Genomic DNA, 15,216 nt, shown 5'->3' with positions numbered 1-15,216 from the left:
CTTATACTTCCTTAGTTTGTTGAGCTGCTTCAAGTGCAGCTATACGTTGTTCAAGTGAGCTTGATTGTTCTGGGTATTTTATTTGTGCCCAAACGAGTGCTGCAATCCATAAAATTCCAAAAGTTAATAGTCCAAGCCAAGCTAGTGTATTAACTGCAGCTATTTGAGGGTGATTATTTTCTCTGGCAAATTTTGCGGGGAGGCTGCCAAGGGTTATGATTATCCATATAACCATTGTTAAAATGATGAAAATCACAAGAAGGGCAAACATATCTAACATGATCTTTCCTTAAAATTGTTATAAAGCAAATAAACAACGTAACTAACTTTTAAACTACTTACTTCATGAGGAGTAATATCCTTATTGATATTAACTATACAGTACTATAAGAAACTGGCGAAATTCAAATGTATATAATTTGAATTAAAATCGATAACTAAAGTTAGCTGTGATTGAATCACGGCTTTTACCTTTATTAAATAATAAAGACAGATTGTAATGTTTACCAAATTGCTTGTTTATACCCACAAGGTAAGCCCACTCTTTAAGTGATACCCCAACATCGTAAGTAAAGTCACGCTCCAATTCTCCTATATGGCCAAGGTTGCCAGACATATTAGAGCCCAGTCCTTGATATTCGCCACCGACAAAAAATTGTGCTCGATAATCAACAAGCTGATAACCAATAATAGGTTGTGCTAAAAATATACCATTGCCCCAATTTTGTCCGTCTAACTTGGTTACCGTGTAGGTTGCGTTTAACGAGGCAAAAAACTCTCGATAACCCACAGATAATGTTGTACCACCACCAAGCATTTTATAATTCAGTTCTAACGGCACGTCTACCTGGGCTGGTGAACAAACAGGTAAGCCTGCATTTTCAGCAATACCACAAGCAATATCTGCTTTAAATTCAGAGCCTAATCGGTCAATAAAGACATTACGAATATTTCCGGTGTAAGCAGCGTCAATAATAGCTTTTACTTTTATCTCTCCTGCGATAGCGTAAACATTCCAAAAAGGAAAAATATTAAGATCGGCACGTAAAGAAAGACTGTCGGCTTCTATGATGCCCAAAGACTGTTCAGGATCAAAAAACTCATCCAGACTCATCCCCATTACATTAAAGCTAGTAAAACCTAAATCCATATTTTGCTTTCTGTAAGCCATTGAAATACCAAAAGGTAAGGGTACATCAATTCCTTGCCGCCTGACTAAGTCGGCCATTAAAGGAAAAGTGCGATTAAGTTGTACGCGCTCTTCTCTTATTCTTGGGTCAGAAACTTCTGCAAGTAGTTCAGGCTCTAGCACGATAACATCTTCATCACTATATAATGATACTAACTTTATATGGGTGATGAGCTTTGCAGGTTTGCCGTGTTTTTGGCCTAGTGCTGATATGGATTTATTATTCGCAATAACCTGCCCATTGCTTAATGTAGTAAATGTAATTTTTTGAGAGTAAGTATCAATCAAGTAGCTATCCAATAAAAAAGGTCGACTATTGGTGATGACCATTTCAGATAACTTTTTATTTATAATGGTTAACGAGACTTTAAAAAAACGAAAGTAAGCAATATTTTGCGGTAGCCCATATTTTGAATAATCAAATTGAACAATGACTTTGTCTTCACCTTTTTCGAACACACGTACTGACTTTTCGTCGTAGCTGTTTGAATATTGCCTCAATAGATATTCATTTTTTGTTAATTGCTCAATGTGTTCAATGAGATCTTCATCTGCATCTAATTTTTTGGGGTTGTATTTAATGCGAATATCAATATTTTTGTTTTTATCAGTGCTTTGTACTAGAAACACTTCTGATTGATGAGTGTTACCGTCATAATTTATTGCTCTATGAACGTGCTCAACGACATTTTCACTTTGTGTAAGGGAACTCAGCCCTAATTTTGCAATATCTTTTGATATACCATACTTGGCGAATATGTCTTGAGATGAACGTTTACTTTCAACAAGGGGATAGGCTGTAGCCAAAGCAGGAAGGAGGTATAAGTAAATTCCAATCAAAAAAGTAATTTGCAAACAGGAAAAGCTTTTAACACCACGAATACTAGAAAAAAGGGTTTTAGAAGCTAGATAAATAAAATTATGCGGTAGATCGAACAAGTTAAATTTATTCATAAGTGTTACTTAACGTGAATCCTAATAACAGTAAAAAGTAATCTCTTGAATATTATACGTTAAAAGTAGACGCTTTAACTCTCTTTTTGAACGACGACTACTTCGTTTTAACCCACTCCCACGCATGCATTAAATCATGTTTTTCGAAATGCTTTTCATCAATTCCTACTATTTTAGCAAAAGGGCTGTCGGCGGCGACAAGCCAGCTTAATACCTTGCTTTGAGAGACAATGGCAATTTTATTGATGTGCTTTAGGTTCTTGAATAACCATTTTAGGTCTTCGTAGGCCGCATCAAGATCAACATCCACTTTGCCATCTAAAACAATGAGAGTATTAATAACCTTATGTTCACTAATAAGTGAATTAAATATGTTAAGCCACTTATTTTCTTCAATGCTATCAACTTTGCCAGATACTCGAACACCTATTGTTGCGCCTTGGCTTTCAGGTAACATTTCAATCATTATTTATTCCTTTTCTTATCGAATTTTAGTAAGCGCAGTATCAATCTTAATTTTAATCTAAGTATAACTTGAGGGTGAGCAATAAAGTTATTAGCCCATTATTTTTAAAGCAATATAAGGGACTAATATAAATACAGTAGTCAGTATTTTATAGTTTGCTAAGTATTTAAAATAAATAATCGATAGCTCGTTTTCTGAAATATTAAACATTTTACTGTGTATTGCAGAGACTGTGGTTTTCATTATAGAGAAAACGAGTGTAGCAAAAATTAGAATGCTAATATTGAGTACGCTCGCCCATCCGAGTAATTCCGTTAACTGTGTGAGTGTTATCATATTTAATCCTTAAACTAATCCTATTATTACCTAGTATTATGCATATACGTAAATGTTGGCAACTAATATTGTAGTTAGCAAATAAATAATGTGCGAGCTAATGTCATATTTGTAATTGTGATAAATTGTAACTTGAGTAATAAACGATAAGAGTATCTCTTAGTTGTCTGTTATTATGATTGCCATTGATAAACAGGTTGATAAATTATTGTAATATTTAATTGAAAAAGTGAGCGATTAATCGTTTTAGGTTCACCGACTTCCACTTCTGACACCAAAACCAGCAACTCCTATGTGTTAAAAACTAAAAACTAAGTGTTTAAAATACATTTCTTGGGATAGAGATCCACAAAGTTCCACAATTTCATAAACTTCGCTAAACCCCTTAATTTTCTTGCACTCTAGCAGGATCATTTTAATGAAACTTTGCTTGACAAGGCTTTACTTTAATCACTAAACTGTATCAATGTGGTAAAAAGTGGGTAAAAGTGGATCTTACCTCATATAATTTGATTAAAGTCGATAATTAATAAGAGCAAAAAAAGGGTTTATGTTTAGAGGCACTAGCGCAATTACACTCGATAGTAAAAGTCGAATCACAGTACCCACTCGGTACCGTGAAGAGCTGCTTGCCGATTGCCAAGGAAAAATGGTGTGTACCATTGATCTGCAATACCCCTGTTTATTACTTTATCCTTTAGCTGAGTGGGAAGAAATTGAGCTTAAATTGTGTGAACTTTCAAGCATGAATAGAGCCGAGCGCTTAGCCCAACAAAAATTGCTGGGTAACGCATCAGACTGTGAAATGGATAAAAATGGTCGTTTACTGATATCAGGTCCACTAAGACAGCATGCCAGTTTAGAAAAAGGCGTGATGTTAGTTGGGCAGTTAAGGAAGTTTGAAATTTGGAGTGAAGCCGCATGGCAAGCTCAAATGCAGCAAGACATAAGTAGTATAGAGCCTAATGAGATTGAATTACCAGAGCGCTTACTTGATTTACAGCTGTAATAGCTAATTTAGTATAAGCCAAGGTAGAACAAGCGTTACTCAGTGAGAGTAAATATAAATATAAATTTAAATAAAATAATCGATAAATACTTATGACAACAAGCATACCAAAAGACAGTTCACATATATCAGTTTTGCTTGAAGAAGCTGTTGATGGTTTAGCAATAAAACCTGATGGTTGTTATATCGATTGCACATTTGGTCGAGGTGGACACTCAGCCGTTATTTTGTCTAAATTATCAGAACAAGGTCGTTTAATTGCAATTGATCGAGATCCTAGTGCGATTGCTGCCGCAGAAAAATTTAAAAATGATCCTCGTTTTACCATTGAACATCATGGCTTTGCTGAGCTAGAAACTATTGTTGAAAAACATCAATTAACTGAAAAAATTGACGGTGTCTTACTTGATTTAGGTGTGTCGTCACCGCAATTGGATGAAGCTGAACGTGGCTTTAGCTTTATGAAAGATGGCCCTTTAGATATGCGTATGGATACAACGCGTGGACAAACTGCAGCTCAATGGCTTGCCGTTGCTGATGTGGAAGATATCACTTGGGTATTAAGAACTTTTGGTGAAGAAAAACATGCATGGCGCATTGCTAATGCTATTGTCGACTCGCGAGACGAATCTCCGCTAACCCGTACCAGCGAACTTGCCAAGTTAATTAAAACGACTGCCCCTCAACGAGAAATTAAAAAGCACCCTGCTACTCGGAGCTTTCAAGCTATTCGTATGTACATTAATAGCGAGCTTGAGCAAATCGAAACAGTGCTTGCAGCTTCTTTGAGCGTGTTAGCTGAAAAAGGGCGTTTAGTCGTGATTAGTTTTCACTCTTTAGAAGATCGTTTAGTTAAACAGTTTATGAAAAAACACTCGCAAGGTAAAACCGTACCAAGGGGTTTACCAGTAACAGAAGAAGAATTACAAAAAGGCAAAAAATTAGCCTTAATAGGGCGCCGATTAAAACCAAGCAAAAATGAAGTTGAAGTGAATGTTCGCTCACGAAGTTCGGTGCTACGTATTGCACAACGATTGCCTAGGTAAGGCATTAACTTATTGTTATGGCAGTAAATAAAACAGTTTTAGTTGTTGATATATTACAAGATTTACAACGACATATCGTTACTTATGTTTTATTAATGCTAGTAGTGATTTCTGCTTTTTCAGTGATTTATTTTACACATTTAAATCGTCAAAGCACCAGTAGTTTAGAAGTACTACTAACAGAGCGCGATGAACTTGATATTGAATGGCGCAACTTATTATTAGAACAAAACAGTTTAGCTGAACATAGCGCCATAGAAAGCAAAGCTGAAAAACTATTGAATATGAAAAGACCAACAATTAAAACCGAAGTGATTATTTCACTTCCAGAGCTAACAAAGAAGTAATAGAGGAAAGTTAGAGACTATATAAATGAGCGAAAAAGTAACTAAACAATCAGGCAAGGCTAAATCAGCTAAGAACATGCCGACAACAGCAACATGGCGTTTTTACGTGGTGATGGTTGTTATTGTTTTAATTTATCTTGCTTTGCTTAGTCGAACGGCTTTTATCCAAATTGTTGAACCTGACATGCTTAAAAAACAAGGGGATATGCGTTCAATTCGTACCCTAGAACACACAGTTCAGCGTGGGAACATTGTTGATAGAAATGGTACTGAACTTGCGATCAGCGTGCCTGTGGAAACTGTTTGGGCAGATCCTAAAATTATAATGCAAAATAACGCATTAGCTATGGTAGAGCACTGGAACGCATTAGCTGATGTATTAGGGCAAGATGTACATAAATTAACTAATCGAGTTGTTCGAAACCCTAAAAAGCGTTTTGTTTATATCGAACGTCAAGTATCGCCTGCAATGGCAAAATACATTAAAGAATTAAAAATTCCAGGGATTCATTTACGAAAAGAGTCAAAACGCTTTTACCCAACGGGTGAAATAAGCTCACATATTGTTGGTTTTACCAATGTAGATGACAAAGGCATTGAAGGGATTGAACGTGTTTACAATAGTCTACTAACAGGGACCGATGGCACCAAACGATACCGTAAAGATGCTAAAGGTCGTAAAATTGAAATTCTTGCTGAAGAAAAATCTAAAGAACCACAAGATTTAACGTTAAGTATTGATCAACGTATTCAAGCCATCGCTTATAGAGAGTTAAAAGGAGCAGTACAGGCTTTTAAAGCAACGTCAGGTTCGGTAGTCGTTACTAATATCCATACGGGTGAAATTTTAGCTTTGGTTAACAGCCCATCGTACAACCCTAATAATCGTCGAAATACTGCTATGCATCGTTTTCGTAATCGCGCCATTACTGATGTTTATGAGCCGGGTTCTACTATGAAGCCATTAACAGTATTAACAGCGTTAGAGTTTGGCTCAGCAAAATCAAAAGATATTATTAACACAAGCCCTGGCTGGATGCGTTTAGGTGGCCGACGAGTTAGCGATCCTATTAACCGCGGTAACTTAAGCTTAGAAGAAATTCTAGTGCACTCCTCGAATATGGGAACAGCAAAATTAGCACTTTCAGTGCCTAAAAATTATTTATTGGATAAATTTTTTGAAGCAGGGTTTGCCAGTGATACCGGCACAGGGTTAATTGGCGAAAGTACAGGCATGATGCCTGATCGTCATCGTTGGTCAAAATTTGAATTAGCAACACTATCTTTTGGTTATGGCTTAGCTATTACTCCACTGCAGCTTGCCCGTTTTTATACCACATTAGCTAATGGTGGTATGAAACGACCATTAACAATTGTTAAACAAGATAAAGTTCGTTCTGATTATGCAATTGAAGAAAGAGTTTATTCCGCTGAATATAGTCAAGATATTGTAGAAATGCTCGAAGCGGTAGTTGATAAACATACGCCAAGAGCCAAAGTTGAAGGTTATCGTGTTAGTGGTAAAACAGGCACTAGTAGAAAATCTATTGCCGGTGGTTATGGTAATGACTATGTTGGTTTATTTGCAGGTATAGCGCCAGTTTCTGCACCAGAACTTGCTGTTGTTGTTGTGATTAATGAGCCCGGTGGCGACTTATACCATGGCGGTGAAGTGGCTGCGCCTGTATTTTCTCGTGTAATGAAAGGCGCTTTAAGGGTATTAAATGTTGCACCAGACGCTGAAAGTGTTGCTAGTCATACCCTAAAATCGAATGATAAAAAGTTAACAAAACCGTCAAAGCAAAAGAAAGAAAAGGGGCGAGATCATGTCTAATTCTTTCTCAATTCTTGATGCTTTGGCAGAATTTGGTGCAAATAAAAACTTTAACACCAATACCGATGTTGCCGACTATCTTAAACAACTTAGTCAAACAACATCGGAGCAAAATTTACTGATAAACGACACCAGAGAACTACGCTTAGGTGACATTTTTTGCGCAGTAATCGGTAGTCAACAAGACGGTCGCGAATACATCGACGAGGCTATCTTACAAGGTGCATTGCTTGTTGTTGCAGAATGTAAAAATGCTCAACAGCACGGAAATGTACTGTGGAGAAAAGCGACGAACTCATCCCTTAAGTTAGCTCAGGCGAATAAGCAAATTGCAATTGTTCAGTTCTATCAACTTAATCGTTTATTGTTTTCTTTTGCGACATCTTATAATCAACAGCCACAAAAAAATATGTCTATGATTGGCATTACAGGCACTAATGGTAAAACTAGCACTAGCCAATTAATTGCCAAATTGCTTGATGCAACTAAACGTTCGGCTGCGGTAATTGGAACTAATGGCGCAGGAAAAATAGAACAGCTAACGCCGTTGAATAATACTACGCCAGGAGCGACACAATTAACTCATTTATTAGCTAAATTTGCTAATGAAGGGATAAGCCATGTTGCTATGGAAGTCTCTTCGCACGCATTAGATCAACGTAGAGTAACGGCGGATCTATTTAACATTGCCATTTTTACTAATTTATCTCGTGATCACCTTGATTATCATCAAACCATGGAAAATTACGCACAAGCTAAACGCGCGATTTTTACGGGAGAAATTGGGCAAATAGCGATTGTCAATGGCGACGATGCTATGGCCCAACAATGGTTGAATAATTGGCCTAAAACGCAGAACGTTATAGTCTACGGGCGCTCATTTGAGCAAGGTGAGCATCAACAATACGTTAAAGCTAACAACATAAAACATCATCAAACGGGTGTGTGCTTTTTATTATCAACACATTTAGGCGATATTGAAATAAACAGCCCATTAATGGCTGACTTTAATATTGACAATGTATTAGCGGCAATAGCGGTATTGATAGCCGAGAAAGTTTCGCTAGACGATATTTCGCAAAGTGTAGCTAGTCTTACACCAATAATTGGCCGAATGGAAACTTTTACTGCGCCAAATATGTCAACGGCAATTGTTGATTACGCCCATACACCCGATGCGCTAGAAAACGCATTAAAAGCATGTCGCTTACATTGTAATGGTGATTTATGGGTGGTGTTTGGCTGTGGTGGTGATAGAGACAAAGGTAAACGTTCATTAATGGGCGAAATAGCTGAGAAATTTGCAGATCATATCGTTATCACCAATGATAATCCACGAAGCGAAGCCCCAGAAATGATCGTCAGTGATATTCTATCAGGCTGCAGAGTTGGTGAAAAAGTCACTATTATGTTAGATCGAAAACAAGCCGTTTTATCAACGCTTGCTCATGCAAAAATCAACGACTTTATTTTATTAGCCGGTAAAGGTCATGAAGATTACATTATTATCGGTGATAAAAAAATTGCCTATAACGAGCGAGACATTGTCAGTAGTTTTTTCAAAAGTGAGAGCACACTATGATTGAATTAACATTATCTGAACTCACCCATGCAGTAGATGGCTCTTTGGTAAGTCCACTTGATAATTCAGGTGAGTTAACTATTAAACAAATTATCACAGACAGCAGAGCACTTAAAACAGGTGAAGTTTTTCTCGCACTTAAAGGGCCTAACTTTGATGGGCATAAATTTGTTAAACAAGTTGAATCGCTTGGTTGTAGTGCCGTTATTGTTGACCATTTTATTGAACCGACTCCAGACTATCAAGTGACTGTTCCGCAAATTGTGGTTCAAGATACTCGTATCGCATTAGGAAGAATTGCGGCATATGTGAAACAGCGTGTGGCACCTAAGGCCGTTGGTATCACTGGTAGCAGCGGTAAAACCACGGTTAAAGAAATGGTGTCAGAAATATTGTCACGCTTAGGCTGTGTGTTAGCAACTAAAGGTAACTTCAATAATGATATTGGTGTGCCTTTAACGCTATTACGTCTTGAGGAAAAGCATGACTTTGCTGTTATTGAAATGGGGGCGAATCATTTAGGTGAAATAGCTTATACCACTGATTTAGTGAAACCTGATGTTGCCGTAATCAATAACATCGCCGCCGCTCATCTTGAAGGATTTGGAGATTTATGTGGTGTGGCTAGAGCGAAGGGTGAAATATTCGAAGGCTTACCTCAAAATGGCGTAGCAATTTATAATCAAGACTCAAAATATGCACATAAATGGCAGTGGCGTTTAGTTGATAAAAACGTTTGTCGTTTTTCATGTCAGCCAGCAGTTGAAAATAGTCTTGATAGTAATGTTGATGAACAACCCAAAGTATATTCTAGCGCAGTAACCTTAAATGATAATGGTTGTGCAAGTTTTACCCTTAACAGTAATTTAGGTAGTACTTATATCGAATTAACTCTACCGGGCAAACACAATGTTTGTAACGCAGTAGCTGCTGCGGCAATTGCATTAGAATTTGGTGCCAGCTTAGACGACATTCAACTGGGGCTTGCACAAATGTCACCTGTTAAAGGGCGACTGAATATACACCAATTAAACGAAGGCTTTAAACTAATTGATGATACTTACAATGCTAATGTTGAGTCAGTTAAAGCGGCGACCGAATTAATCGCTAATTATCAAGGACTACGTATTTTAATTCTAGGTGATATGGGCGAATTGGGCTCAGTGGCTAGAAGTTACCATCAAGAAGTGGGTGAACATGCTCACAAACAAGGCATCGACTATTTACTAACACTAGGCGTGTTAAGTCAAAGTAGTTCTGATGCATTTGACATACTTTCGGGGAAACATGGAAAAGGCTTACATTTTAGCTCTAGAGAGCAATTAATGCGGACATTAAATACGTTGGTAGCAGATGAAAAACAAAACGTGTCAATTTTAGTTAAAGGATCACGTAGTGCGCATATGGAAAATGTTGTTGCCGATATTATTAACTTAAAACAGGATGTTACAGCTAATACGGACAATGCATCGACAACCACTCTTGAAAATAAAAATAATAATGGGGCGTCTATCTAATGTTACTTTGGCTTGGTGAGTTTTTAACTCAATATTTCTCGGCATTCAATGTATTTTCATATCTTACATTCAGAGCCATTATTAGTACGTTAACGGCACTTACGCTTTCGTTGTATTTTGGGCCGAAATTAATTCGCTATTTACAAACAATGCAAATTGGACAAACGGTTAGAGACGATGGACCTGAAAGCCATTTGTCTAAATCTGGCACTCCAACCATGGGCGGCATATTAATTTTAGCTTCAATTGTGGTTAGTGTTTTATTGTGGGCAGATTTAACGAATACCTATGTATGGGTGGTGCTTTTTGTGCTCGTTAGCTTTGGCATTATAGGTTTTGTTGATGACTATCGTAAAGTGATCAGGAAAGACTCTAATGGTTTAATTGCTCGTTGGAAGTACTTTTGGCAAACAGTGGCAGGATTAGTGACGGCAATTTTTTTATATCAGTTTGCCCAAAGCCCCGAAGAAACTTCATTACTGATCCCTTTTGTAAAAGATGTATTACCTCAATTGGGTATTTTTTATATTGTCTTTAGTTATTTTGTCATTGTTGGTACCAGTAACGCGGTTAACTTAACCGATGGGTTAGACGGTTTAGCTATTGTGCCAACCATTATGGTTGCTGGAGCATTTGCTATTTTCGCTTACATGACAGGCAACGCTAACTTCTCCTCTTATTTAAATATTCCTCATATTGCGCTAACGAGTGAGCTTGTTGTTGTTTGTACGGCAATGGTAGGAGCAGGTTTAGGCTTTCTATGGTTCAACACCTATCCTGCACAAGTGTTTATGGGAGATGTGGGATCTTTAGCTTTAGGAGCTGCGTTGGGAGTTATCGCCATTTTAGTGCGACAAGAATTAGTGCTTTTTATTATGGGCGGCGTTTTTGTTATGGAAACTTTATCGGTAATTCTACAGGTAGGCTCTTACAAAATGAGGGGGCAGCGAATATTTAGAATGGCACCTATTCATCATCATTATGAGCTTAAAGGTTGGCCAGAGCCCCGCGTGATTGTTCGCTTTTGGATAATTTCGTTGATTTTAGTCTTAATTGGTTTAGCCACGTTAAAGCTTCGTTAAAACTAGTAATAGGAAAAGTTAGCAACAGTAATGACACAACTATCGCAAGCAACACTCTCATTGTTACGAGAGAAAAAGGTATTAATCTTAGGCATTGGGCTTACGGGGCTTTCCTGTGCGCGATTCTTAAAGAAACATAATATCTCTTTTGCAGTAAATGATAGCCGTGAACAGCCGTTAGTAGAGCCTACTGAATTTAAGAAAAACTACCCACAAACACAATTATCAGTGGGATGCTGGGATGAAAAACTCATTGCTCAAGCAGAAATTATCTTAGCCAGTCCAGGGGTTGATTTAACAGAGCCAGTTATTGCAAAAGCCATTAGTGCCAATTGTTTAATTTGGGGGGATGTAGAGCTTTATTGCCGTTTAACATCGACACCTATTTTGGCAGTAACCGGCTCAAACGGTAAATCAACAGTAGTGTCGTTACTTGCTTACCTTGGTAAAGCATTGGGACATCAAACTGAACTAGGCGGCAATATTGGTGTACCAGTGTTAGATCACCTAACAAAAAGTGTTGATGGCGATGATATAAATACCGCGAACACATCGACACAAAATATTGAAATGTTAGTGCTAGAGTTATCCAGCTTTCAGCTCGAAACCCTTAAAAGCATGAAAGCCATTGCAGCGACAGTGCTCAATGTGAGTGACGATCACCTAGATCGTCATTTAACGATGAAAAACTATCAAGCCATTAAACAAAGTATTTACCTACAAAGTGCTACCGCTATTTTTAATCGTGATGATAGCGCGACTTACTTAATGCCAGGTTTAATGGCAGATCTAAACGCTAAGTCGGAGTCGACTAACGAACAAACTAAGGTGCTTTCATTTGGCAGCGATACACCTGAACAAGGTCATTTTGGTATTGCGATAATTGAGCAAAAAAATCACTTAATGTTTGGCGATCAACCATTAATTGCGATAAATGATTTGCCTCTGGCAGGTATTCATAATGCCTTGAATTATCTTGCTGTTTTAGCTTTGGGTTACAGTGCAGGTTGGTCGTTAACCGCTATGGTCGATAACTTAAGCGGCTTTATAGGCTTAGCACATCGTTGCCAAAAAATAGAAAGTGCAGACAATATTGTTTGGATTAACGACTCAAAAGCAACCAATGTTGGCGCTACTTTAGCGGCGATAACTGGTTTTTCAAAAATAATGCAACCAACAGAGCAGTTAATACTGATTGCTGGCGGTGAAGGTAAAGGCGCAGACTTCACACCATTACAAGCGGCTATTTCAGCGCATGTAAATCATGTGATAACCATAGGAAAAGATGGCAATAAAATAGCTAATCTTTGTCAAAATAGTATTCAAGTCTCATCACTTGAACAAGCAGTTATTGAAGCCCGAAAAATTGCTCGCTCACAAGATGTAGTTTTGTTATCACCTGCTTGCGCAAGTTTAGATATGTTCAAAAACTTTGCTCAACGCGGTCAGGTTTTTATTGATGCAGTTCAAGAATTTAAGGCGGTGGGCTAATGAATAGTTTAGCTGATACTTTACGCTTTACTAAAATTCCTAACTTATCGGAGTGGCTAGCAAATGAGCACGCCAAAGTCGCCACATTTGATAGAAGTTTTGTGATTCTTGCCATTGCTATGTACATGATTGGTTTAGTGATGGTTGCGACTTCGTCAATGCCAGTAGCAGAGCGCTTATTTGGCAATCCATTTCACTTTGTACTCCGTCATGGAATTTATATTGTTTTAAGTATTGGCATTGCAGCTATCGCCTTGCAAATTCCGATGAGCTGGTGGCAAAAAAATAGCGGTGCATTGCTACTGTTAGGCATGTTTTTATTATTAGTGGTGTTACTTATTGGTCGCTCAGTCAATGGCTCGACCCGTTGGATTGCCATCGGCCCGATAACTATTCAAGCAGCAGAACCTGCAAAATTGTTTTTCTTTTGTTATTTATCTGCTTATTTAGTGCGTCGACGCGATGAAGTAATGGAAAACTTAAAAGGTTTTATTAAGCCACTTATCGTGTTCTTTTTATTAGCAATTATGTTACTTGCTCAACCAGATTTAGGCACCATTATTGTGATGTTTGTGACAACATTTGGTTTATTGTTTTTGGCTGGTGCAAAATTATGGCAATTTGTCAGTGTTGCCACTGTTGGTGTTACTGCTTTGTCATTATTGGCTATTTTCGAACCCTATCGTTGGCGTAGAATTACAAGTTTTATGGATCCATGGCAAGATCCCTTTGGCAGTGGTTATCAGCTAACCCAATCGTTAATGGCTTATGGGCGTGGCGAAGTGCTTGGTCAAGGTTTAGGTAATAGCATTCAAAAGTTAGAGTACTTACCAGAAGCGCACACTGATTTTGTTATGGCGGTATTAGCTGAAGAGTTTGGTTTTGTCGGCATCGCCGTTATTTTACTGTTAAGTTTTGTTTTGGTTTACAAAGCGTTAGTGCTTGGCAGAAAGGCTTTATCTAAAGAGAAATATTTTGAAGGTTTTTTTGCTTACGCAATCGCAATTTGGTTCTGCTTCCAAGCTGCAGTTAATGTTGGCGCAAGTGCAGGTATGGTGCCAACTAAAGGTTTAACCATGCCATTAATTAGTTATGGTGGCAGTTCTATGATCATTATGACAATAGCCGTGGTTATTTTAATCAGAATTGATCACGAATTACGATTACAAAGTATTCAAGCAACTAGTACAAAAGGCCGCAAAAAATCAAAGAGCAAATTATTAGAATCAACACAAAATATTACCGCACAGGAGCTTGTTAATGAGTAACACAAGCTCTGAAAATAAAAAAACATTATTGGTTATGGCCGGTGGCACAGGCGGACATATTTTCCCTGGGCTTGCTGTTGCCCAAGCTTTAAAAGAGCAAGGCTGGAATATTCACTGGCTTGGCACAGAAAAGCGGATGGAAGCAGAATTAGTACCAGAGTATGGCTATCCTATTTCGTTCGTTAATATTGCGGGCTTTAGAAATAAAGGTTGGCAAACATGGTTAAAAATACCATTTAAAATAATGCAATCTATTGTGCAGTCTATTAAAATATTGCGCGCAATAAAACCTGATGTTGTTTTAGGAATGGGAGGCTACGCAAGTGGACCTGGTGGTGTAGCTGCTTGGTTATTAAGTATTCCATTAGTGTTACATGAACAAAATGCTGTTGCGGGCATGACAAACCGATATTTGGCGTATTTAGCCACGAAAGTGTTGGCAGCGTTTCCCAGTGCTTTTAAAGCGAGTACTAAATACCAAGTTGTCGGTAACCCTTTACGTAGCAATATTATTGCCATAGAGAATGTTGCGCCAACACAGCCTGCAGTAAGTAAAAAAGTTTTAGTGGTTGGTGGCAGTTTAGGAGCGCAAATTTTAAATGAAGTTGTCCCACAAGCAATGAATCAAATTAAGCGCCAGAATATTGATGTTTGGCATCAAACGGGTGCTGGAAATGAAGAGAAAGTTTTAGCCAGCTACGAACAATATGGTCTGTTAGGTGAGCGAGTAAAAGTAAGTGAGTTTATTGATGATATGGCCAGCGCGTATCAATGGGCAGATGTTGTCGTTTGTCGAGCAGGTGCATTAACTGTGTCTGAATTAGCCATGGCGGCCAAACCTGCTGTTTTTGTACCTTTGCCACACGCTGTTGACGATCATCAAACTAAAAATGCCATGTATTTAGTCAATTGTGGTGCGGCTAAATTATTGTCTCAAAAAGAATTTAATGGAACGACTTTAGCCCAAATGCTTAATAGTTTGTTTGTCTCAGATAAAGTTATCCAGTCTATGTCCAAAGCGGCACATGACGCAGCCCATGCTGATGCAACGATGAAAGTTGCACAAATTTGTCAAAGTGTGGTGAAAAAATGAGT

The 15,216-nt window shown here is 38.0% G+C and carries 14 protein-coding genes; 10 read left to right on the top strand and 4 right to left on the bottom strand.

Annotated elements, in window-relative coordinates; translation table 11 throughout:
- Window position 1: 1 nt before the first annotated feature.
- From AC27G3_RS07680 to AC27G3_RS07665, 4 genes are all read right to left on the bottom strand, one after another.
- A complete protein-coding gene (locus AC27G3_RS07680; protein WP_487120329.1) occupies window positions 2-280 on the bottom strand; it encodes a DUF3302 domain-containing protein in 279 nt (92 codons plus the stop codon).
- A gap of 144 nt (window positions 281-424) precedes the next feature.
- On the bottom strand, window positions 425-2,143 hold the full coding sequence (locus AC27G3_RS07675; RefSeq protein ID WP_487120327.1) for a hypothetical protein: 1,719 nt from the start codon (window positions 2,141-2,143) through the stop codon (window positions 425-427).
- A 97-nt stretch (window positions 2,144-2,240) separates the two neighbouring features.
- Window positions 2,241-2,609, bottom strand: a complete 369-nt coding sequence (locus AC27G3_RS07670; protein ID WP_487120325.1) for a SpoIIAA family protein — start codon at window positions 2,607-2,609, stop codon at window positions 2,241-2,243.
- Window positions 2,610-2,699: 90 nt separating this feature from the next.
- Window positions 2,700-2,945: a DUF6868 family protein gene (locus AC27G3_RS07665; protein WP_487120323.1), complete on the bottom strand. Its 246-nt coding sequence runs from the start codon at window positions 2,943-2,945 to the stop codon at window positions 2,700-2,702.
- A gap of 550 nt (window positions 2,946-3,495) precedes the next feature.
- On the opposite strand from AC27G3_RS07665, the gene mraZ reads away from it, so the two are divergent.
- From mraZ to murG, 10 genes are all read left to right on the top strand, one after another.
- The gene (gene mraZ / locus AC27G3_RS07660) at window positions 3,496-3,954 is read left to right on the top strand and encodes a division/cell wall cluster transcriptional repressor MraZ (protein WP_487120321.1); all 459 of its coding nucleotides are present in this window, start codon (window positions 3,496-3,498) and stop codon (window positions 3,952-3,954) included.
- Between the two features lie 104 nt (window positions 3,955-4,058).
- Window positions 4,059-5,000, top strand: a complete 942-nt coding sequence (gene rsmH, locus AC27G3_RS07655; protein ID WP_487120419.1) for a 16S rRNA (cytosine(1402)-N(4))-methyltransferase RsmH — start codon at window positions 4,059-4,061, stop codon at window positions 4,998-5,000.
- Between the two features lie 17 nt (window positions 5,001-5,017).
- Window positions 5,018-5,347 carry a cell division protein FtsL gene (gene ftsL / locus AC27G3_RS07650; protein ID WP_487120319.1) on the top strand — a complete coding sequence of 110 codons (330 nt, stop codon included), beginning with the start codon at window positions 5,018-5,020 and terminating at the stop codon, window positions 5,345-5,347.
- Between the two features lie 25 nt (window positions 5,348-5,372).
- Window positions 5,373-7,181, top strand: coding sequence for a peptidoglycan D,D-transpeptidase FtsI family protein (locus AC27G3_RS07645; protein ID WP_487120317.1), 1,809 nt, complete (start codon window positions 5,373-5,375; stop codon window positions 7,179-7,181).
- Complete coding sequence (locus AC27G3_RS07640) at window positions 7,174-8,763, top strand: UDP-N-acetylmuramoyl-L-alanyl-D-glutamate--2,6-diaminopimelate ligase (RefSeq protein WP_487120315.1); 1,590 nt, start codon at window positions 7,174-7,176, stop codon at window positions 8,761-8,763. The genes AC27G3_RS07645 and AC27G3_RS07640 overlap by 8 nt, the downstream gene beginning before the upstream one ends.
- A complete protein-coding gene (locus tag AC27G3_RS07635) occupies window positions 8,760-10,280 on the top strand; it encodes a UDP-N-acetylmuramoyl-tripeptide--D-alanyl-D-alanine ligase (RefSeq protein ID WP_487120313.1) in 1,521 nt (506 codons plus the stop codon). Before AC27G3_RS07640 ends, AC27G3_RS07635 begins: the two co-directional genes overlap by 4 nt.
- Window positions 10,280-11,362 carry a phospho-N-acetylmuramoyl-pentapeptide-transferase gene (mraY, locus tag AC27G3_RS07630; protein WP_487120311.1) on the top strand — a complete coding sequence of 361 codons (1,083 nt, stop codon included), beginning with the start codon at window positions 10,280-10,282 and terminating at the stop codon, window positions 11,360-11,362. Before AC27G3_RS07635 ends, mraY begins: the two co-directional genes overlap by 1 nt.
- A 30-nt stretch (window positions 11,363-11,392) precedes the next feature.
- On the top strand, window positions 11,393-12,853 hold the full coding sequence (gene murD / locus AC27G3_RS07625; protein ID WP_487120309.1) for a UDP-N-acetylmuramoyl-L-alanine--D-glutamate ligase: 1,461 nt from the start codon (window positions 11,393-11,395) through the stop codon (window positions 12,851-12,853).
- The gene (gene ftsW / locus AC27G3_RS07620; RefSeq protein WP_487120307.1) at window positions 12,853-14,121 is read left to right on the top strand and encodes a cell division protein FtsW; all 1,269 of its coding nucleotides are present in this window, start codon (window positions 12,853-12,855) and stop codon (window positions 14,119-14,121) included. Before murD ends, ftsW begins: the two co-directional genes overlap by 1 nt.
- Window positions 14,114-15,214, top strand: a complete 1,101-nt coding sequence (gene murG, locus AC27G3_RS07615) for an undecaprenyldiphospho-muramoylpentapeptide beta-N-acetylglucosaminyltransferase (protein ID WP_487120305.1) — start codon at window positions 14,114-14,116, stop codon at window positions 15,212-15,214. The genes ftsW and murG overlap by 8 nt, the downstream gene beginning before the upstream one ends.
- The last annotated feature ends 2 nt before the right edge of the window (window positions 15,215-15,216 follow it).

It is taken from the genome of Colwellia sp. SU-HH01217 (assembly GCF_057543495.1).
This window is presented reverse-complemented; position numbering and strand designations above follow the sequence as displayed.